Source organism: Aliivibrio sp. SR45-2 (genome assembly GCF_963890165.1).
Classification (GTDB): Bacteria; Pseudomonadota; Gammaproteobacteria; order Enterobacterales; family Vibrionaceae; genus Aliivibrio; species Aliivibrio salmonicida.
Window position 1 is genome coordinate 1 of record NZ_CAWPRC010000088.1, and the last position, 21,067, is coordinate 21,067.

19 protein-coding genes are annotated in these 21,067 nt (G+C 39.9%); 15 read left to right on the forward strand and 4 right to left on the reverse strand.

Annotation, left to right across the window (positions count from 1 at the left end; all coding sequences use genetic code 11):
• The 3 genes from AACV33_RS03860 to aceA all read left to right on the forward strand — a co-directional run.
• On the forward strand, positions 1-204 hold a 204-nt coding region (locus tag AACV33_RS03860), incomplete at its 5' end, for a LysR substrate-binding domain-containing protein (RefSeq protein ID WP_255458537.1).
• Positions 205-789: 585 nt separating this feature from the next.
• On the forward strand, positions 790-2,394 hold the full coding sequence (gene aceB, locus AACV33_RS03865) for a malate synthase A (protein WP_182699903.1): 1,605 nt from the start codon (positions 790-792) through the stop codon (positions 2,392-2,394).
• Positions 2,395-2,408: 14 nt separating this feature from the next.
• Entirely contained in the window at positions 2,409-3,737 is a 1,329-nt protein-coding gene (gene aceA / locus AACV33_RS03870) for an isocitrate lyase (RefSeq protein ID WP_017021237.1), read from the forward strand.
• Positions 3,738-3,833: 96 nt separating this feature from the next.
• On the opposite strand, the gene AACV33_RS03875 is transcribed toward aceA, so the two are convergent.
• Positions 3,834-4,277, reverse strand: coding sequence for a CBS domain-containing protein (locus tag AACV33_RS03875; RefSeq protein WP_182699904.1), 444 nt, complete (start codon positions 4,275-4,277; stop codon positions 3,834-3,836).
• Between the two features lie 242 nt (positions 4,278-4,519).
• Between AACV33_RS03875 and queA the strand changes: the two genes are divergently transcribed.
• The 5 genes from queA to secF all read left to right on the forward strand — a co-directional run bounded on the left by queA (position 4,520) and on the right by secF (position 10,192).
• Positions 4,520-5,572: a tRNA preQ1(34) S-adenosylmethionine ribosyltransferase-isomerase QueA gene (queA, locus tag AACV33_RS03880; RefSeq protein ID WP_012550923.1), complete on the forward strand. Its 1,053-nt coding sequence runs from the start codon at positions 4,520-4,522 to the stop codon at positions 5,570-5,572.
• A 192-nt stretch (positions 5,573-5,764) separates the two neighbouring features.
• The gene (tgt, locus tag AACV33_RS03885; protein ID WP_026025367.1) at positions 5,765-6,892 is read left to right on the forward strand and encodes a tRNA guanosine(34) transglycosylase Tgt; all 1,128 of its coding nucleotides are present in this window, start codon (positions 5,765-5,767) and stop codon (positions 6,890-6,892) included.
• A 93-nt stretch (positions 6,893-6,985) separates the two neighbouring features.
• Positions 6,986-7,318, forward strand: a complete 333-nt coding sequence (gene yajC, locus AACV33_RS03890; RefSeq protein ID WP_012550921.1) for a preprotein translocase subunit YajC — start codon at positions 6,986-6,988, stop codon at positions 7,316-7,318.
• A gap of 53 nt (positions 7,319-7,371) precedes the next feature.
• Positions 7,372-9,228, forward strand: coding sequence for a protein translocase subunit SecD (gene secD, locus AACV33_RS03895; protein WP_083199013.1), 1,857 nt, complete (start codon positions 7,372-7,374; stop codon positions 9,226-9,228).
• A gap of 13 nt (positions 9,229-9,241) precedes the next feature.
• A complete protein-coding gene (gene secF / locus AACV33_RS03900; protein ID WP_012550919.1) occupies positions 9,242-10,192 on the forward strand; it encodes a protein translocase subunit SecF in 951 nt (316 codons plus the stop codon).
• Positions 10,193-10,265: 73 nt separating this feature from the next.
• Here the strand turns inward: secF and AACV33_RS03905 are convergent, their stop codons facing one another.
• The 3 genes from AACV33_RS03905 to map form a co-directional block, all read right to left on the reverse strand.
• Positions 10,266-10,646, reverse strand: a complete 381-nt coding sequence (locus tag AACV33_RS03905) for a DUF3461 family protein (RefSeq protein WP_012550918.1) — start codon at positions 10,644-10,646, stop codon at positions 10,266-10,268.
• A gap of 123 nt (positions 10,647-10,769) precedes the next feature.
• The gene (gene glnD / locus AACV33_RS03910) at positions 10,770-13,391 is read right to left on the reverse strand and encodes a bifunctional uridylyltransferase/uridylyl-removing protein GlnD (RefSeq protein ID WP_026025365.1); all 2,622 of its coding nucleotides are present in this window, start codon (positions 13,389-13,391) and stop codon (positions 10,770-10,772) included.
• Positions 13,392-13,614: 223 nt separating this feature from the next.
• The gene (gene map / locus AACV33_RS03915) at positions 13,615-14,442 is read right to left on the reverse strand and encodes a type I methionyl aminopeptidase (RefSeq protein WP_182699905.1); all 828 of its coding nucleotides are present in this window, start codon (positions 14,440-14,442) and stop codon (positions 13,615-13,617) included.
• Between the two features lie 365 nt (positions 14,443-14,807).
• On the opposite strand from map, the gene rpsB reads away from it, so the two are divergent.
• From rpsB to ispC, 7 genes are all read left to right on the forward strand, one after another.
• Entirely contained in the window at positions 14,808-15,539 is a 732-nt protein-coding gene (rpsB, locus tag AACV33_RS03920) for a 30S ribosomal protein S2 (RefSeq protein ID WP_012550915.1), read from the forward strand.
• Positions 15,540-15,671: 132 nt separating this feature from the next.
• Positions 15,672-16,520, forward strand: a complete 849-nt coding sequence (gene tsf, locus AACV33_RS03925) for a translation elongation factor Ts (protein ID WP_017021230.1) — start codon at positions 15,672-15,674, stop codon at positions 16,518-16,520.
• Positions 16,521-16,690: 170 nt separating this feature from the next.
• Positions 16,691-17,422: a UMP kinase gene (gene pyrH / locus AACV33_RS03930; RefSeq protein ID WP_012550913.1), complete on the forward strand. Its 732-nt coding sequence runs from the start codon at positions 16,691-16,693 to the stop codon at positions 17,420-17,422.
• Between the two features lie 34 nt (positions 17,423-17,456).
• Positions 17,457-18,014 carry a ribosome recycling factor gene (gene frr, locus AACV33_RS03935; RefSeq protein ID WP_012550912.1) on the forward strand — a complete coding sequence of 186 codons (558 nt, stop codon included), beginning with the start codon at positions 17,457-17,459 and terminating at the stop codon, positions 18,012-18,014.
• Positions 18,015-18,149: 135 nt separating this feature from the next.
• A complete protein-coding gene (locus AACV33_RS03940; protein WP_026025364.1) occupies positions 18,150-18,911 on the forward strand; it encodes an isoprenyl transferase in 762 nt (253 codons plus the stop codon).
• 3 nt (positions 18,912-18,914) lie between these two features.
• The gene (locus AACV33_RS03945) at positions 18,915-19,754 is read left to right on the forward strand and encodes a phosphatidate cytidylyltransferase (protein WP_182699906.1); all 840 of its coding nucleotides are present in this window, start codon (positions 18,915-18,917) and stop codon (positions 19,752-19,754) included.
• A 108-nt stretch (positions 19,755-19,862) separates the two neighbouring features.
• On the forward strand, positions 19,863-21,065 hold the full coding sequence (gene ispC, locus AACV33_RS03950) for a 1-deoxy-D-xylulose-5-phosphate reductoisomerase (RefSeq protein WP_012550909.1): 1,203 nt from the start codon (positions 19,863-19,865) through the stop codon (positions 21,063-21,065).
• Positions 21,066-21,067 lie beyond the last annotated feature (2 nt).

The window sequence follows — 21,067 nt, forward strand, 5'->3', positions numbered from 1 at the left end:
GTGCAAATGGTGGCGAATGGATTAGGGACAACCTTTATTCCTCAAATGGCGATCAAACACGGATTACTTGATAATCAAAACTTGGTTGTTGTTGAACCACCCGGTCAAGAAGCCTCTAGAGACATTGGATTAGTATGGCGTCCAAGCTCTTCTCGCTTACAAACCTTCCATCAACTAGCAGAGGTTGTTAAAGGTATTTTATAATCTTTAATTCAAAACTTTGATATCAAGAGGCGTTTATTTATTCATTTAAATAAGCGCCTTTCTACTTTTGAATACTGTGAGGTTTTAGTGATCGAATTCTCATTTCTGTATATTTAACCGTAAACAGATCCGACCTGTCTATCTTTCCCTTTCTTGTTGTATATCGTCAGATTCTTTTTACCTACCCTTAAATAAGAGTCGCTCTTTTGTTTTTTTATGTCTATCCCTCTGTTTTATTTGTGTAATTAAAAGTGTGAATTTTACATGTTCAATTTTACAGGTTTAATTTGTGTAATTTTATTACGTTTTTACTGGATCTTTAATGTCTTTCAATGTTGATTGATTGTTAAAATTAATTTTTGACAATTGCCTCTATAGAGCATTTACTCATAACTCAACTTACTGAGGTTTAGCGACATATTGCTGATTTTTTAAGTGTTTATTAGCCTTTGGTAGGGGTTGTAATTGAATCTATCTTTAAGGAATGTAATAGGAGTTCGCGGAAAAACAGTTTAATAGGATGAGACATAAAAACTAAAAGGTAGTTTTTTAGTTACAAATGTAATTTTGCCGGAGGCGCAAGCTATGACAGATACCATGACAACCACTGAACAATCACTCTCAATAATTGATCCTGATAGCTTACAAAGAGAAGAAATATTAACGTCTGGCGCAATACGTTTCCTTACTCATGTTGTCGATAAGTTTGCTCACCGCATTCCAGAATTACTTAATACTCGTCAGGATCGTCAGAGACAAATTGATGCAGGCCAATTGCCCGATTTTTTACAAGAAACGCGCTCTATTCGAGAATCTGAATGGACGATTCAAGGGATACCCACTGACCTTCAAGACCGAAGAGTTGAAATTACTGGGCCGACAGATAGAAAAATGGTGATCAATGCATTGAATGCGAATGTAAAAGTATTCATGGCCGATTTTGAAGATTCATTAGCTCCTTCTTGGGAGGCCGTGCTGGATGGACAGATAAACCTGAGAGATGCAATGAACGGCACGATTCAGTACACCAACCCAGAAACGGGGAAGGTGTACCAACTAAAACAAGATCCTGCGGTATTGATTTGTCGCGTTCGTGGTCTACATCTTCCTGAAAAACATGTGCTGTTTAATGGTGTACCTATTCCCGGTGCTTTATTTGATTTTGCTCTCTATTTTTATCACAACTATCAAACGTCATTAAAGAAAGGCAGTGGTCCTTACTTTTATTTGCCTAAATTACAAGCTTACCAAGAAGCTGCGTGGTGGAGTGATGTGTTTAGTTTTGCGGAGCGAGAATTCGGATTAAAACAAGGCACAATAAAAGCAACAGTATTGATTGAAACATTGCCTGCTGTGTTTGAGATGGATGAAATCTTATATAGCCTTAAAGAGCATATTGTTGGATTGAACTGTGGTCGATGGGATTACATTTTTAGCTACATTAAAACACTTAAAAATCATCCCGACCGTGTATTGCCCGATCGCCAAGCGGTGACAATGGAAAAACCGTTTTTAAATGCTTATTCACGATTACTGATCAGAACCTGTCACCGAAGAGCCGCATTTGCGATGGGAGGAATGGCCGCCTTTATTCCATCAAAAGATCCGGTAAAAAATGATTGGGTTTTAAATAAAATTCAAACGGATAAATCATTAGAAGCAAATAATGGACACGACGGAAGTTGGGTTGCTCATCCGGGACTGGCTGATACCGCAAGAGCTGAATTTGACAAGGTATTGGGTGAACGCTCTAACCAATTAGACATTAGCCGAGATACTGATACGCCAATTACGGCAGAAGAACTATTAGCACCGTGTGAAGGCGAAAGAACAGAAGAGGGAATGCGTCATAATATTCGAGTCGCAGTTCAATACATTGAAGCGTGGATAACAGGTAATGGATGCGTCCCTATTTATGGATTAATGGAAGATGCCGCAACGGCAGAAATATCACGAACGTCTATTTGGCAATGGATACAACATGGAAAGACACTAGATAACGGTGACACAGTGACCGCGGATCTGTTTAGAACCATGTTATTAGAAGAAATGAAAATAATAGAAGAGGAGTTGGGAACTGAACGTTTTGATTCAGGACAATTTACTCAAGCAGCAAAACTGATGGAGCAATTAACCACCAGCGATCAACTAACGGACTTTTTAACACTCACTGGCTATGACTATTTATAAAAGAGGGAACTATTATGACTACATTTAAACCGCAAACTCGCCAACAGCAAATTGATGCGTTAAAAAAAGATTGGGCTGAAAATCCTCGTTGGAATGGGGTAACTCGTCCATACACAGCGGAAGAAGTAATTAACCTTCGTGGATCTTTTGCACCAGAGAATACGATTGCTCAAAAAGGAGCAGATAAGCTGTGGGAACTCGTTAATGGGTCGTCTAAAAAAGGGTATGTGAATTGTCTCGGTGCGTTAACTGGTGGACAAGCGGTCCAACAAGCGAAAGCTGGGATTGAAGCGATTTATCTTTCTGGTTGGCAGGTGGCAGCAGATAATAATACGGCATCAACGATGTACCCTGATCAATCGTTGTATCCAGTAGATTCAGTACCTTCGGTAGTTAAGCGTATTAATAATTCTTTTCGTCGAGCGGACCAAATTCAGTGGTCAACAGGCACAACACCAGAAGAAGGCATTGATTATTTCCTTCCCATTGTTGCCGATGCAGAAGCCGGTTTTGGTGGCATTCTAAATGGCTATGAATTGATGCGTAATATGATTGAATCTGGTGCGGCAGGCGTTCACTTTGAAGATCAGTTAGCGTCGGTGAAAAAATGTGGTCATATGGGGGGCAAAGTATTGGTTCCGACTCAAGAGGCGGTTCAAAAATTAGTGGCGGCTCGATTGGCGGCTGATGTTGCAGGTACAACAACGTTAGTTATCGCAAGAACCGATGCCAATGCTGCGGATTTGTTAACCTCAGATTGCGATGCTTATGATCAAGAGTTTATTGAAGGTGAACGTACTGCTGAAGGGTTCTATAAAGTAACGGCAGGGATTGACCAGGCAATTTCTCGTGGTCTTGCTTATTCTCCTTATGCTGATTTAGTGTGGTGTGAAACCGCAACGCCATGCTTAGAAGAAGCGCGTAAATTTGCTGAAGCGATTCATGCCGAATATCCAGACCAATTATTAGCGTATAACTGTTCGCCATCGTTTAACTGGGAGAAAAATCTCGATTCAGAAACGATTGCGAAGTTCCAACAAGAACTGGCTGATATGGGGTACAAATACCAATTTATTACACTAGCTGGCATTCATAGCATGTGGTTTAACATGTTTGAATTAGCGCATTCTTATGCTCAGGGTGAAGGCATGCGTCATTATGTTGAAATGGTTCAGCGTAAAGAATTTGAATCTGCGTCTAAGGGCTATACGTTTGTCGCGCATCAGCAAGAAGTAGGTACAGGGTACTTTGATAAGATGACAAACACGATTCAAGGCGGTAATTCATCAGTGACCGCATTAACGGGCTCAACGGAAGAAGAGCAGTTTAAAACGAATGCCTAAAGCTAGATAGAACCCCATAACATTTTTTGCGGTATACATAATAAGAGATAAGCGTATTACCACGTTTGAGGGAGAATGGAGTCTCCCTTATCTTTTTTATTCATCAATTTCCATCGGATCCACTTCTTCTTGTAATTCCAATAAATTAATCGCAATCGTAACAAAATCAGAATCTGTGATTATGCCCACCAATTTGCCATGTTCAACCACTGGCAGGCAACCTACTTTGTGTTTTTGCATGAATACTGCGGCTGCTTTTAATCCCCCATGTGGAGAAATACTCATGACATTTTTATGCATGATTGAGTTTAATGGGATATCTAATGTTGATATTTCTTCAAATGTTGGTTTTTCTAGGCAAGACTCTTGAGCTGCCAATAAGTCTCGTTGTGTGACTAATCCAATTAATGTGTTATCCGTTTCTATAATCGGTATGTGCCTAATACAATGTTCATCCATTAGTGTTTTAGCATCTTCTAATGAATTTGAACGAAGCAGGGTATGAGGATGTGTTGTCATCATATCGTTAACGGTAAACATAGCGTGCTCCTGTTATTTACGTGCCTATAGTAAATATAGAAGCAGGAGAAATAAAAAAGTGAGAGCTAGCCTAGGATTTGAAGAGTTTTATATTGTGATTAAACTTTCTCTGTTTAAGGTCAACTTCCTTCTCTAAAGTGCATATTTTAGGAAAAAATGAGAGGTATATACCTTCACCTCTTGCTATTGCTCTTCGCGTGAATATACTACTCTGTCTGCCATTTTTGATGAAGAAGTAAACCATGCAAGTATCCGATTTCCATTTTGAATTACCTGATGAACTTATTGCGCGTTATCCTCAACCAGAGCGTACCGCAAGTCGCCTATTACATTTAAACGGTAATAGTGGTGAATTGCATGATGGTCAGTTTACTGATGTGCTTGATTTAGTACAGCATGGTGATCTTGTTGTATTTAATAATACTCGCGTTATTCCTGCTCGTATGTTTGGTGTTAAAGCCTCTGGCGGTAAACTGGAAGTGTTAGTTGAGCGCGTTCTTGATGATCATTCTGTGTTGGCTCATGTTCGTTGTTCAAAATCACCAAAACCAGGAAATCAACTGTGGTTAGGTGAGAACCAAGAATACGAAGCAGAGATGGTTGCACGTCACGATACATTATTTGAAATTCGTTTTACTTCAGAAAAGAAAGTATTGGATATTTTGGATGAAATTGGCCATATGCCATTACCCCCTTATATTGATCGTCCTGATGAAGATGCGGATAAAGAACGTTATCAAACGGTTTACAATGAAAAACCGGGAGCGGTCGCTGCTCCAACGGCTGGTTTACACTTTGATACAGACATTTTAGAAAAGATGAAAGCAAAAGGGGTAGAATTTGCTTACGTCACCCTTCATGTTGGCGCTGGAACCTTTCAACCAGTACGGGTTGATAATATTTTAGACCACCATATGCATTCTGAATATGCCGAAGTATCTCAAGAAGTCGTTGATGCAATTAAAGCCACGAAGGCTCGTGGAGGTCGCGTTATTTCTGTTGGGACGACATCGGTTCGTTCTTTAGAAAGTGCTGCACAACACGCCTTAAAGCAAGGGACGGAGTTAGCGCCATTTTTTGATGATACTGAAATATTTATCTATCCAGGGTATGAATTTCAAGTCGTTGACGCATTGGTGACAAACTTTCACCTGCCAGAATCTACATTAATTATGTTGGTCAGTGCTTTTGCTGGATATGACAATACAATGAAAGCGTACGATCAAGCCGTAAATCATCAATATCGTTTCTTTAGTTACGGTGATGCGATGTTTATTACGAAGAAGACGTCGTAGTAAAAAGTGAGTTAGTGCTCATTCTTAATTCAAACTTCACTCACGGAGCCAGTGAAATAAGGAAAACAGGACGTTTTCAGCTAGACTACTCCTTTCAGTGAAAAGAGTAGCTAGAGGTGCATTTATTAAATGTCTTAATAAATGCAAAATAAACAAGTCGTCAGATTGTTTCTCTGGCTTATTGGAGGTTTCGTGAAATACGAACTGATCAAAAAACAAGGCCGCGCACGTCGTGGCCAACTGCAATTCGACCGTGGTACGGTTGAAACTCCTGCGTTTATGCCTGTTGGTACTTACGGTACTGTTAAAGGTATGACTCCTGAAGAAGTAAAAGACACAGGTGCAGAAATCTTACTAGGTAACACATTCCATTTATGGTTGCGTCCTGGTCAAGAAATCATGAAATTGCATGGTGACTTGCATGATTTCATGAATTGGAAAGGTCCTATTTTAACCGATTCAGGTGGTTTTCAAGTATTTAGCCTTGGTAAAACACGTAAAATCACTGAAGAGGGCGTGCATTTCCGTAGCCCTGTAAACGGTGATAAGATCTTCATGGATGCAGAGAAATCAATGCAAATCCAATATGATCTTGGTTCTGACGTTGTCATGATTTTTGATGAATGTACGCCATACCCAGCAACGCACGATGAAGCTCGTATTTCAATGGAACGTTCAATTCGTTGGGCTGATCGCAGCCGTAATGAGTTTGATCGCCAAGAAAACCCGAATGCATTATTTGGTATCGTTCAAGGTGGTGTATACGAAGATTTACGTGATGTTTCTGTTGAAGCACTAACGAAAATTGGTTTTGATGGTTATGCTGTTGGTGGTCTAGCAGTAGGCGAGCCAAAAGAAGACATGCACCGCATTTTAGAGCATACGTGCCCACAACTACCTGAAGATAAGCCACGATACCTAATGGGTGTTGGTAAACCAGAAGATTTGGTTGAAGGCGTCCGTCGCGGTATTGATATGTTTGACTGTGTTATGCCAACGCGTAATGCTCGTAATGGTCACTTATTTGTGACTGGCGGTATCGTTAAGATTCGTAATGCGAAACATAAAGTAGATACAACACCACTGGATCCTGAATGTGATTGTTATACTTGTCAGAACTACAGTAAATCTTATTTACATCATTTAGATCGCTGTAATGAAATTTTAGGTGCACGTTTAAATACGATTCATAACTTACGTTATTACCAACGTATTATGGCGAGCATCCGTAAGGCCTTGGAAGAAGATCGTTTCGAGCAGTTTGTAGAAGAGTTCTATGCACGCCGTGACCGTGAAGTTCCACCATTAAAAGACCTTTAAAAGCAGAGTAATCACCCATATATCCATAGGGATATGTGTATGGTCACATTTTAGAAACCGGAAATTAGAAACTAGATACGAGGACGTTATTAAATGAATTTTTTCTCTCAAGCTCATGCAGCTGGTGAAGCAGGAGCGCAAGGCGGTGGCATGCAAATGTTTATCATGCTTGGTATGTTTGCTGTTATCTTCTACTTTATGATTTATCGCCCACAAGCGAAACGTCAAAAAGAACACAAAAACCTAATGTCTTCTATGGGCAAAGGTGATGAAGTCCTTACCGCAGGTGGCCTAGTAGGTAAAATTACGAAAGCATCTGACGAAAATGATTACATTGTTATTGAGCTTAACGCAAATAATGAAGTAACCATTAAGAAAGATTTTGTTTCAGCGGTTCTGCCAAAGGGCACTCTGAAATCACTATAAAAACTGTACCCTCTAACTTCGGTTAGAGGGTATTTTTCGTTAAGGACATCGCTGTGTTAAACCGTTTCCCTTTATGGAAGTATTTGATGGTAGTTTCTGTACTACTTATCGCCGCTCTGTATGCGCTTCCAAACCTTTATGGTGAAGATCCAGCCGTTCAAATCACGGGTAGTCGTGGTGCTGAGGTTCAAACCTCTACGCTGGATGTCGTTGCTGAAAATTTAAAAAACAATAACATCGCTTATAAGTCTATTGCATTCGAAAATGGCAGTGTTCTTGTTCGCTTCAAAGACACTGACTCTCAGATCAGTGCCAGAGATATTATTAGCCAGTCATTAGGTAAAGATTACGTAGTGGCGTTAAATCTTGCTGCACTAACGCCTAATTGGTTAACGTCCATTGGTGCTGCACCAATGAAGCTAGGCTTAGACTTACGTGGTGGTGTTCACTTCTTAATGGAAGTGGATATGGATGCCGCAATGAGCAAACTTGTTGGTCAGCAAGAAGAATCTTTCCGAACCGATTTACGCGAAGCTAAGATCCGTTATCGTGCTATTCGCAGTTCAGGTAAAGAAAGTGTTGAAGTTGTTCTTCGTGACGCGGATCAACTAGAAGAAGCCAAAAAAGTATTATCCGATGCGCATCGTGATATGACGTTTGTTGATTCTGAATCAAATGGCCAATTTAAATTAATAGCAAGCTTTACTGATCAGCGTTTACAAGAGATCCGTAATTATGCGGTTGAGCAAAACATCACGATTATCCGTAATCGTGTGAATGAACTTGGTGTTGCTGAACCATTAGTTCAACGTCAAGGTGCAAGCCGAATTGTTGTTGAGTTACCGGGTGTTCAAGACACCGCTCGTGCAAAAGAAATTTTAGGTGCAACGGCGACACTTGAGTTCCGTGAAGTGGATGACAAAGCGGATTTGTCGGCTGCAGCTAATGGCCGAGCACCGGCGGGAAGCGAAATAAAAGAAGATCGAAATGGTCGTCCTGTTGTTCTTAAGAAACGTATTATTCTTGGTGGAGCGAGCATTACAGATGCAAGTTCAAGTGCTGATGAATATGGTCGTCCTCAAGTTAACATCTCACTAGACAGTGAAGGTGGCAGTAAGATGACGGCGTTCTCTCGTAAAAATATCGGTAAGCTAATGGCAACCGTGTTTACAGAGTATAAAGACAGCGGTCGTCGTACGCCTGAAGGTCGCGTTATTCTTGCTAAGACAGAAGAAGTGATTAACCAAGCAACGATTCAATCAGCTCTTGGTCGCAGCTTCCGTATTACGGGTATTGATTCTCAAGCAGAAGCTCATAACTTAGCACTTCTCCTTCGTGCTGGTGCACTAATTGCGCCAATCTCGATTGTTGAAGAGCGCACGATTGGTCCATCAATGGGTCAACAGAATATTGATATGGGTGTTCAAGCGTGTATCTGGGGTATGGTAGCCGTAATGCTATTTACTTTAATTTATTATCGTGGCTTTGGTTTGGTTGCTAACTTAGCGCTTGCCGCTAACTTGGTACTTATCATTGGTGTTATGTCGATGATCCCTGGAGCGACAATGACGCTTCCTGGTATTGCCGGCATTGTATTAACTGTTGGTATGGCCGTGGATGCAAACGTACTTATCTTTGAACGTATTCGTGAAGAGTTAAGGGATGGGCGTAATCCGCAGCAAGCGATTCATCAAGGTTATGCAAACGCATTCAGTACCATTGCTGATGCAAACATCACGACATTAATTACAGCGATTATCTTATTTGCTGTAGGTACTGGTGCGATCAAAGGTTTTGCAGTAACGCTATCAATTGGTATTTTGACTTCAATGTTTACAGCTATCGTCGGTACTCGTTGTATTATTAACTTAGTTTACGGCGGTAAGCGCGTAGACAAACTGTCGATCTAAGGGAATATTTGTCATGTTTCAAATAATGAAAGCAGAGAAAACGATCGATTTTATGCGTTGGTCCAAGCCTGCCTTTTTCTTCTCTATGTTGATGATTGTAGCGTCAATTGCTACGTTATCAACAAAGTGGTTGAATTGGGGACTAGATTTTACGGGCGGAACGTTAATTGAAGTCGGCTTTGAACAACCAGCTCAATTAGAAGATATTCGTGGCGCACTACAAGCAAAAGGCTTTGGTGATGCGACGGTACAAAACTTTGGTACAGCACGTGATGTAATTGTTCGTCTTCAACCTCGAGAAGGCATGAAAGGAGAGCAATTAGGTAATCAAATCATTAGTGCGATTAAAGAAGGTACGGGCGATCAAGTTGAGATGCGTCGTATTGAGTTTGTAGGCCCAAATGTAGGCGGAGAATTAGCAGAGTCGGGTGGTTTAGCTATCCTTGTGTCTTTGTTATGCATCTTGGCTTATGTGTCGATTCGTTTCCAGTGGCGTTTAGCTGCGGGTGCGGTATTAGCATTGGCCCACGATATAATTATCACATTAGGTATTTTTTCGTTCTTACAAATTGAAGTCGATTTAACGATTATCGCAGCATTACTAACGGTAGTGGGGTATTCCTTGAATGATACCATTGTTGTATTTGATCGGATCCGTGAAAACTTCTTAAAAATGCGTAAAGGTGCTCCTGAAGAGATAATGAATGACTCCATTACTCAAACTTTAAGCCGTACGTTGATTACATCAGCAACGACTTTGTTTGTGGTTATCGCATTGTTTGTTCAAGGCGGAGCAATGATCCATGGTTTTGCTCTGGCATTGCTATTAGGTATTACGGTTGGTACGTATTCTTCTATCTACGTAGCTTCTGCATTGGCTCTTAAATTAGGTATTACACGTGAACATCTAATGCCAACACCTATCGATAAAGAAGGTGAGGAAGAATTTGAAGAAATGCCTTAATCGGTAATTTTAATATTCTGCTCATAAAAAATGGACCGTAATTGGTCCATTTTTTTATTTGTATAAATGAGTTTTACAGTTTATCGAGATCTCTTTCTATTTCTTCAATCTTACTCGCAACGACTTTTTCTAAATGACGAAGATCATTAAGGATTTTTTTCTTCACATCCGCCGGTGTTGTTTTTTCTGGACGTGTAATTTTATTTAACTCATCAATAATGAGGATAAGATTACGATTAATTTCAGTCGTTTCTTTATAACGGTGACTACCGCCATCGACTAAGACATTTTTCACTTGGCGAGGGTATTTAAACTTTACGCTTTTTGCGAATAATTCCCCTTTTTGCTTTGAAAAATAAATCTTTAAGACGTCCTTGTGCGCTTCTTGGCGTAAAGAATAGCGTTCAATTTTTTCAGGTTCTGAAATTCCAAGACTAACTAAATGTGGATACATGGTTTACTCCATTATTATTATGTTGTCGCTTCAATCTTTATCTAAGATAGAAGAGATGACAAACAGTGTTCAGTAAACTTGTGGGATAGATCCGTTTAGTTGAAGGTATCCCACAGAAAAATATTAATTAATCAATTCATCTACATTTTTGATTAGCGCTATTTTTAGTTCCGCTTGTTTTTCATCGTCAAGTCGTCCACCCGTTTCAGAGGTGAGAATAAATAAATCTTCTGCTCTTTCGCCAATGGTCGTTATTTTTGCTGCATGGAGGTTAACACCTAAGCGTGCAAAAGTGGCTCCGACAGTGGCGAGTAACCCCGGAGTATCTAAGGCGACAAACTCCATTAACGTTCGTTTCCCTGTTTTTGTTGGAAGGAACTCCATGCGAGTTTTTACGGTAAAATGTTGCAATTGACGTGGTGGACGGCGAGTTCTTATATGCGTATCTTGAGTTTCGAGCTCTACGGCATAAAGTTGATCAATTAATAGCTGTTGTCGCTCTTCATCAATCGGGTCATCATTTTGGTCAAGTACAATAAAAGTATCAAGCGCGTACCCATCTTTACTCGACATGATTTGAGCATCATAAATCGTAATACTTCGTCGATCGAGCTCAGCGGCGACGGTAGCAAAAAGGTGAGCTTGATCTTTACTGTACACGAAAATTTCAGTCCCGCCTCTTGTCGCATTTTTACTAATCAGAATGAGTGATTTTTCTATGTCGTTATGCTGCAAAAGATTACTAGTATGCCAAGCAATTTGTTGTTGAGTATGTCTTAAAAAATAATCGGCTTTAAAGCGACGCCATAGGCGATCTATCTCGCCCTGATTAAATCCATCACTTCGTAATTGTGCTGAGGCAAGGTGTTGATTATGACGTATACGATCTCGAAGGTCGGGTGGGTTCTCTAAACCACGACGTAATGCTCGTTGGGTGGCATTGTATAAATCGGCAATGAGAGATCGTTTCCAGCCATTCCATAAGTCAGGGTTTGTTGCACAAATGTCAGCAACGGTTAAGCAGACTAAATAATCGAGTCGTTCTTCATCACGAACTTGTTGTGCGAACTCAGTAATGACATCAGGATCATAAATATCTCTTCGTTGTGCCGTTACTGACATGAGTAAGTGGCTTTTTACTAACCAAGAGACAAGATTGGCTTCTGGCTTTGATAAACCATGTTCAATACAAAAATCATAAGCATCAACGGCTCCTAATTTAGAGTGATCACCACCGCGGCCTTTCGCTATATCATGGAAAATTGCAGCAATAAGTAATAACTCTTTTTTATTGATCTTAGGGTAAACCTCACAACAAATAGGGTGCTTTTCTCTATTTTCAGGATCTGAAAATTTATTGATGTGTTTTAATAATCGAATGCTGTGTTCGTCAACAGTATAAGCATGAAAAAGGTCAAACTGCATTTGACCTACAATCTGGCTCCATTGCGGCAAGTAAGCAGAAAGTACGCCTAATCGATGCATGACACTAAAGGCATTATGAAGCGCGTTAGGGTGTTGAGTTAGTGTCATAAACTTATTTCTTGCTTCGGGGATTTCACATAAAAAACGATTTAGTCGACGGCGAGCAGTGCGCAATTGACGCATTGTTGGTGGTGAAACCCCTTCAATCGTAGAGTCATTTGCTATGAGCAAAAACATATCTAAGATGGTATCGGGTCTTGCTTGAAATAAGGCGGGTTTTCTTGCTTCGATTAAACGACCACGGCGCTGAAAATCATCATTAATAATAATGGCTTTCTCTTGCTCGCCTTGATTGATAATTGCTTGATCAAAAATCTTCAACAGCATGCTATTGAGTTCAGCGACACGGCGTAGTGTTCGATAAAATTCTTTCATCATTCGTTCTACACCGCGATTTCCCTCACCTAGAAATCCTAAATGCTCAGCAACTTGAGGCTGATGTCCAAATGTGAGGCGATTGTCGTAGCGTTTTAACTCGATATGAAGCGCAAATCGAATTCGCCATAAGAACTCTTGGCATTCAACTAATTCTCTATACTCAGCATCCGTTAGAAAGCCAGCTTGGCTCATTTCTAGTAGTGAGGTGGCTCCAAAATGACGTCGAGCGATCCAACTTAAAGTATGAATATCACGCAGTCCACCAGGGCTTGATTTGATATCGGGTTCTAGGTTGTAGGTTGTATCGTGATAGCGAGAGTGACGTCTTTTTTGTTCATTTATTTTTGCTTGATAAAAAGATTCACTCGGCCAAAAGCTATCAGAATGAATATTTAATTTAAGTTTATGTGCGTATTCTTCATCCCCACAAATATAGCGGGCTTCTTGTAAATTTGTTGCGACAGTTAAATCGTCTTTTCCGATGGCAATGCATTCCGCTAAATTACGAACGCTGTGTCCTACTTCAAGTTTTAAATCCCAAAGTAAGGTGACGAAATTACTGACTTTACGCTGAAACGTCTCATCAATATGAGTGTTTGTTAAAATTAAAATATCAATATCAGAAAGAGGGTGGAGTTCATTACGCCCATAACCGCCAACAGCAATGAGTGATATTTCTGGCTGGGAATCGAATTCAAAAAATAGCCAGAGACGAGTAAGTAATTGATCAAAATATTGAGCTCGTTGGAGTACTAACTCTGATACTGGAGTATGTTGATGAAATTTATGAATTTGATAATCGGAGAAAAAACGTAATTGTTGTTTTAACTCAATGAGGGAGATGTCTTCGTTATTAAATAAAAGAGGAGAGATGTGATTCATAGCAATCCCTGCTGATATTGACAATCGCATTAATTACTGACTTATTTATACTTAGATGTAGAGTCTTAATTATTATGTTGGTTTTTCTATTACGAGAGTCGATGTAAATTAGAAAAAACGCTATCACAATTTCTGACGTACTCTTAAGTATAATAAATAAAATATCATTATTAATGAGTTTGATATGAAAACAGAAGACCGAGGCCTTCTGTTTATTTAATGATTATTTGTTGTTCATATGACGAGGAATCGTTTCTTCCGCACGAAGAGTAAGCACCTCACAACCCGTTTCGGTTACTAATATTGTGTGTTCCCATTGTGCTGTGTTTTTACCGTCACCAGTATACACCGTCCAACCATCGTTATCGTCTTGAAGACAACCAAATTTACCAGCATTAATCATTGGTTCAATCGTAAACGTCATGCCAGCTTTTAGCATAGTACGGTCATTGTTTTTGTAATGAACCACTTGTGGTTCTTCGTGGAATTGAGAACCAATGCCATGGCCGCAATAATCACGAACAATTGAACATTTAGGTGTTGCGCCCTTAATGTATTTTTGAATCGCAGTACCAATCTCACCTAATTTAATACCAGGTTTTACTTTTTTCATTGCGATATACAAGCTTTCTTGTGCGATTAAACATAAACGCTTGTCCATTGGGCTTACATCGCCAACTAGGAACATTTTTGAAGTATCGCCATGGTAGCCATCTTTGATCACGGTAATATCAAGGTTAATAATATCGCCATTTTTTAAAATCGCTGGTTTTACGAAACCGTTATAGATTTCGTCTTTCGTCGCTGGAATACCGTGACAAACAATGTGATTAATTGAAGTACAGATAGACTTAGGAAAACCATGATAGTTTAAAGGTGCCGGTATTGCGCCTTGGACTTCAGTAATGTGCTTATGGCAAATTTGATCAAGTTCTTCTGTTGTAACCCCAACCTTTATAAAGGGTTCAATCATTTCAAGTACTTCGGCGGCTAATCGGCCGGCAACGCGCATTTTTTCAATTTCTTCTGCGTTTTTAATATTTACTGACATGAGCTTTTCTCTATCTAGAATAAATCGTTCTAGTTTAAACGATAATTGTTCTTAGTTTACCTAGGCTGTGTTTATCTTTCAACATGAGTGGGATGAAAAGTAATACCTAATTTTTGTCTGGTTATGAATGAATTTATTGAAAGTAGTAGATTTTAACAACGTTTTTATGATATAAAGCGCGCCGGATTGGTTAACTATTGTTTGATGCAATGGCTTACCAAATCCACATACTTTTATCTTAAATCACACACATATCGTCACGCAGTCTGGGGTGCTCAATTTTTTGATTATTTAATCAATTAGTTAGGGTCGGATTATTAGCGGGATATGTGGAGGCTTAACCCCACTAACAGAGGAATTCTCAAATGGCAACTGTATCAATGCGCGATATGCTTAAAGCTGGTGTTCACTTCGGTCACCAAACTCGTTACTGGAACCCAAAAATGAAGCCATTCATCTTTGGTGCTCGTAATAAAGTTCATATCATCAACTTAGAAAAAACTGTACCAATGTTCAACGAAGCTTTAGCAGAACTTGCTAAAATCGGTAACAAAAAAGGTAAAGTTCTTTTTGTTGGTACTAAGCGCGCTGCATCTGAAGCTGTTAAAGAAGCTGCAATCAACAGTGACCAGTACTACGTGAACAACCGTTGGTTAGGCGGCATGCTTACTAACTTTAAAACTGTTCGCCAATCTATCAAGCGTTTAAAAGAATACGAAGTGCAAGCTCAAGATGGTACTTTCGAGCAAATCACTAAGAAAGAAGCGCTAATGCGTACGCGTAGCATGGAAAAACTAGAGAAATCTCTAGGTGGTATCAAAAACATGAACGGTCTTCCAGACGCGTTATTTGTTATCGATGCTGATCACGAGCACATTGCAGTTAAAGAAGCAAACAACCTAGGTATCCCAGTATTTGCTGTTGTTGATACTAACTCAAACCCAGATGGCGTTGACTACATTATCCCAGGTAACGATGACGCAATCCGCGCTATCCAACTTTACCTGAACGCTGCTGCTGATTCTGTAAAGTCTGGTCGTAACCAAGACGTTGCAGCTGCTGTAGCTGAAAAAGACGGTTTCGTAGAAGCTGAGTAATTTTCGACTCGTCGAATTATTATTTGCTCCTAGTGAGTCTTTTAGTTTCGTAGTAAACTAAAAATAGTTAGCAGGGGCCCAATTTGGCCCCTGATTTTTAACTTTAAATCTATTTATATTGAGGAATTGAGAATGGCAACTGTAACTGCTGCTCTAGTTAAAGAACTTCGTGAACGTACTGCTGCTGGCATGATGGAGTGTAAAAAAGCACTTGTTGAAGCTGAAGGCGACATCGAATTAGCAATTGAAAATATGCGTAAATCTGGCGCAGCAAAAGCGGCTAAAAAAGCAGGCAACATTGCTGCTGAAGGCACAATCATCATTAAAGAAGAAGCTGGCGTAGCCGTTCTTCTTGAAGTTAACTGTCAAACTGATTTCGTAGCTAAAGATTCTGGTTTCCTAGCATTTGCTAACGAAGTTGCAGAAGTTGCTCTAGCAGAACGTCTAAACGACATCGTTGCTCTTCAAGCTAAATTTGAAGATGCTCGTATCGCTCTAGTTACTAAAATTGGCGAAAACATCAGCATCCGTCGCGTTCAACTAGTTGAAGGCGTTGCACTAGCTTCTTACCGTCACGGCGAGAAAATCGGTGTTGTTATTGCTGGTGAAGGCGATGCTGAAACACTTAAGCACATCGCTATGCACGTTGCTGCTTCTAAGCCTGAATACGTTAACCCATCTGACGTACCAGCTGAAGTTGTAGAAAAAGAAAAAGCAGTTCAAGTAGAAATCGCTATGAACGAAGGCAAGCCTCAAGAAATCGCAGAGAAAATGGTTATCGGCCGTATGAAGAAATTCACAGGCGAAGTTTCTCTAACAGGTCAAGCTTTCATCATGGAACCTAAGAAAACTGTTGCTGACATTCTTAAAGAAAAAGGCGCATCAGTATCTAACTTCGTACGTTTAGAAGTTGGTGAAGGTATCGAGAAAGCGGCTGAAATGAGCTTTGCTGACGAAGTAGCAGCAGTACAAAAAGGTTAATCCTTACGTATTGTTGAAAAAAGAGACCGTGGCTTTGCTGCGGTCTTTTTGTGAATGCGACATAAAGATTTAATCAATAGGTAAATGATAGTTGTAACTTTTTGTTGTTTTTTATTTAATATCAAAAGGTTACAGTTATTTCGACAACTCTTAGTGAAAAGGTAAGAACCATGACGACGAACCCGAAACCAGTATATCAGCGTATTCTATTAAAACTTAGTGGTGAAGCACTTCAAGGCGAAGAGGGTTTTGGTATTGACCCTGCAACTCTTGAGCGTATGGCTCAGGAAGTAAAAGAACTGATTGAACTTGGTGTTCAAGTTGGTGTTGTTATTGGTGGCGGTAATCTTTTCCGCGGAGCCGGTCTGGCTGAAGCAGGCATGAATCGTGTTGTTGGTGACCACATGGGTATGCTAGCAACGGTAATGAATGGCCTTGCTATGCGTGATGCGCTTCATCGTGCTTATGTTAATGCTCGTGTTATGTCTGCGATTCCTCTAAAAGGTGTGTGTGACGATTACAACTGGGCTGACGCTATCGCTCAACTTCGTCAAGGCCGTGTAGTGATTTTCTCTGCTGGCACAGGCAACCCATTCTTTACGACAGATTCAGCTGCGTGTTTACGTGGTATTGAAATCGAAGCTGATGTTGTATTAAAAGCAACCAAAGTTGATGGCGTATACACTGCTGACCCAGTATCTAACCCTGATGCAGAATTATATGATAAACTTGATTACAACACAGTTCTTGAAAAAGAATTAAAAGTTATGGACTTAGCAGCGTTTACTCTTGCTCGTGACCACAAAATGCCAATTCGTGTGTTCAATATGAACAAACCTGGTGCATTACGTCGTGTAGTAATGGGTGAGGCAGAAGGTACTTTAATCAGCAGTGCTGAATAATTGTCTGTAATAAAATAACATTTAAGGTGAAGTTGTGATTAACGAAATTAAAAAAGACGCTCAAGAGCGTATGGAAAAAAGCGTAGAAGCACTGAAAAATAACCTGTTAAAAATTCGTACAGGTCGTGCTCACCCAAGCCTTCTATCTGGTCTTAGTGTTGAGTATTATGGTGCAAGAACACCAATCAACCAAGTAGCTAACATCATTGCTGAAGATTCTCGTACTCTTGCAATTACTGTTTTTGACAAAGAGCTTGCTGGTCTTGTTGAAAAAGCGATCATGATGTCTGATCTGGGTTTAAACCCTATGTCTGCGGGTACGGTAATTCGTGTACCACTTCCACCATTAACTGAAGAACGTCGTAAAAGTCTTGTTAAGATTGTACGTGGTGAAGCTGAGAATGGTCGTGTTGCCGTTCGTAATATTCGTCGTGATGCAAACGGTGATATTAAAGCGCTTCTTAAAGATAAAGAAATCTCGGAAGATGATGATCGTAGAACACAAGACGAGATTCAAAAACTAACAGACATCGCAGTTAAAAATATTGATGATGTACTTGCTGTTAAAGAAAAAGAGTTAATGGAAGTATAATTTACTTTTATTACTCATAGTTCAGGCTGATTTTTATCTATTTTTAGTGGTATGATGACGGCGATGAACACTGTAAGAAGCGCTATGTGCAGACATCAGCGCTTTTATTTTTAAGGGAGTTATATGACCAATCACATTCACACAGAAGCCTTATCATTAGATATATTGCCAAAACACATTGCGGTAATTATGGATGGTAATGGGCGCTGGGCAAAAGCTCAGGGTAAACCTCGTGTATTTGGTCATAAGGCTGGGGTTGATGCGGTAAGAAAAACCATATCAGCGGCCAGTAAGTTAGGGATTAATGCCATTACTCTGTTTGCTTTTAGCAGTGAGAATTGGCGTCGTCCAGAAGAAGAAGTAAGTGTTCTCATGGAGTTGTTTATCACGGTACTTTCCCGTGAAGTAAAACGTCTTCATAAAAATAATATTCAGTTGCGTGTTATAGGTAATACCTCTCAATTTAGCTCTCGTCTTCAAAAGAAGATTTTAGAAGCAGAAGCATTAACACTTGAAAATTCAGGTTTAGTGTTAAATATTGCGGCTAATTATGGTGGGAAATGGGATATTACCCAAGCAGTGCAGCGTCTTGCTTATCAAGTTGAGCAAGGTAATTTACAGGCAGATAATATTAACGAAGCATTGATCGCTTCGAAACTGACGATGTCAGATTTGCCTGATGTGGATTTGATGATAAGAACCAGTGGTGAATGCCGGATCAGTAACTTTATGTTATGGCAGATGGCTTATGCTGAGTTTTACTTCACTGACCAATATTGGCCTGATTTTAATGAACAAAGCTTAGCGAATGCAGTTGCTTGGTTTGTTAGTCGAGAAAGACGATTTGGTTGTACCGGTGAGCAAATCCAAGCTCTTATGAACGAAAAGGATCGATAAAGTTTGAAACAGCGTATAATTACAGCCCTTATTTTAGCTCCTCTAGTTATTGCCGGTATTTTCATGCTGCCAATGCAAGGTTTTTTAATCGCGATTACGGTCATTACACTGATTGGTTTTTGGGAGTGGACTCAATTTACTGAGTCAAAATCTCGTTATATAGCTATTATTCCTTCAATTGCTGCATTAGCGGCTTCATTGGTATTTCTCCCTACTTCAACGCTTGAGTTAGCAATCCCATCGGATAGTCATTATATGATGCTCTTAGTTGGTTCGATTTGGTGGTTGATCGCTTCAGGCTTAGTGCTTACCTTTCCTAGCAGCAAAAAAATGTGGCAAAACAATCTACTTTTAAAACATCTTTTTGGTTGGCTAACGATGATCCCATTCTTATGGAGTATTTTATTACTTCGTGCTGATAACTATGCGTTTGATAGTTATTATGGGGCAAAACTCGTGCTGTTAGTTTGCCTGCTTGTATGGGCAGCCGATAGTGGCGCTTATTTTGCTGGAAAAACATTTGGTAAACGAAAAATGTCGCCTGCAGTTAGTCCAAATAAAACGATCGAAGGTTTAATTGGCGGGATCATCACAGCAATTATTATTGGTTGGGGAGCGGCAAGCGCTTTTGAGATCAAATTTGATAGTACCGCTGCGATGTTAGGTATTTTTATTGCTACCATCATTATTTCAGTACTTGGTGATCTCGTTGAAAGTATGTTTAAACGAGCATCTGGTATTAAAGATAGTGGAACTATCATTCCTGGGCACGGTGGTATTTTAGACCGTATTGATAGTTTAACGGCTGCCTTTCCTGTATTCGCATTTTTATATCTCTTTTAGTCATTCTTCAGCTCTTTACGTAGAGCGACATAAAAAATGATAGGTTTAATGCGGCAGATAGTATGATCTGCCGCTTTTCTTTCTTACTTTCATCATGGTCACTTCATTATGCGCAAGTTAACCGTTCTTGGGGCTACAGGCTCTATTGGTAGTAGTACACTTTCAGTCGCAAAACAAAATTCACATCAATTTGAAATCGTTGCTCTCGGGGCGGGTTCAAATGTACAAAAGATGTTTGAACTATGTTGTGAGTGGCAACCTAAATATGCGGCGATGGCCGATCCAATCTCTGCTTTAGCTCTTCAACGCCAACTAAAATCAAACTCGATAAGAACTGACGTTTTTTCTGGAGAAGAAGGTCTATGCCATATTGCTCAACTTGATGAAGTTGATACTGTTATGGCTGCTATTGTCGGTGCTGCTGGCTTACTACCGACCATGTCTGCTGTTAAAGCGGGCAAACGTATTCTATTAGCGAATAAAGAAGCGTTGGTGATGTCGGGTCAATTATTTATTGATGCTGTTGAAAAATATGGGGCCGAATTACTCCCTGTTGATAGTGAACACAATGCTATATTTCAATGTTTACCAGAATCAATTCAAAGGAAATTAGGGCGTTGTGATTTAGATGCTCATGGTGTGAGTTCTATTTTATTAACCGGTTCTGGTGGTCCATTTCGATATACTGATATTTCAGAATTAGTGTCAGTGACGCCAGAAATGGCAATTGCTCATCCTAATTGGTCTATGGGGCCTAAAATATCCGTTGATTCAGCAACGATGATGAATAAAGGATTAGAGTACATTGAAGCTCGTTGGTTATTCAACACAACAAAAGAGCAACTAAAAGTAATTATTCATCCTCAATCTGTTATTCATTCTATGGTCCAATATAAAGACGGTTCTGTATTAGCTCAAATGGGACTGCCAGACATGAGAACACCAATAGCGTGTACAATGTCTTACCCTGAGCGTATTAGTTCAGGTGTTGAACCTCTTGATTTCACTAAAATTGGAGAGCTTTCCTTTTTAGAGCCAGATTACTCTCGTTACCCTTGCTTGAAATTAGCTATTGATGCGTGTTACTCAGGTCAGCATGCGACAACGGGATTAAATGCGGCAAATGAACAGTCGGTTGCTGCATTTTTAAACAATGAAATTGGTTTTACGGATATCACTCGAATTAATGAGCAGGTTTTGAACAAAGTATGTGCAAACTTCCAAAACCTTGAGCTAGATAGCTTGGAAAGCCTGATCGACCTAGATAGAATGGCGCGTAATTATGCCGATGAGGCTCTTAAAAAGGTTTAACT

Coding starts and splice junctions, on each gene's coding strand:
- aceB (WP_182699903.1), top strand. CDS start 790: ATGACAGATACCATGACAACCACTGAACAATCACTCTCAATAATTGAT.
- aceA (WP_017021237.1), top strand. CDS start 2,409: ATGACTACATTTAAACCGCAAACTCGCCAACAGCAAATTGATGCGTTA.
- AACV33_RS03875 (WP_182699904.1), bottom strand. CDS start 4,277: ATGTTTACCGTTAACGATATGATGACAACACATCCTCATACCCTGCTT.
- queA (WP_012550923.1), top strand. CDS start 4,520: ATGCAAGTATCCGATTTCCATTTTGAATTACCTGATGAACTTATTGCG.
- yajC (WP_012550921.1), top strand. CDS start 6,986: ATGAATTTTTTCTCTCAAGCTCATGCAGCTGGTGAAGCAGGAGCGCAA.
- secF (WP_012550919.1), top strand. CDS start 9,242: ATGTTTCAAATAATGAAAGCAGAGAAAACGATCGATTTTATGCGTTGG.
- AACV33_RS03905 (WP_012550918.1), bottom strand. CDS start 10,646: ATGTATCCACATTTAGTTAGTCTTGGAATTTCAGAACCTGAAAAAATT.
- glnD (WP_026025365.1), bottom strand. CDS start 13,391: ATGAATCACATCTCTCCTCTTTTATTTAATAACGAAGACATCTCCCTC.
- map (WP_182699905.1), bottom strand. CDS start 14,442: ATGTCAGTAAATATTAAAAACGCAGAAGAAATTGAAAAAATGCGCGTT.
- rpsB (WP_012550915.1), top strand. CDS start 14,808: ATGGCAACTGTATCAATGCGCGATATGCTTAAAGCTGGTGTTCACTTC.
- tsf (WP_017021230.1), top strand. CDS start 15,672: ATGGCAACTGTAACTGCTGCTCTAGTTAAAGAACTTCGTGAACGTACT.
- pyrH (WP_012550913.1), top strand. CDS start 16,691: ATGACGACGAACCCGAAACCAGTATATCAGCGTATTCTATTAAAACTT.
- ispC (WP_012550909.1), top strand. CDS start 19,863: ATGCGCAAGTTAACCGTTCTTGGGGCTACAGGCTCTATTGGTAGTAGT.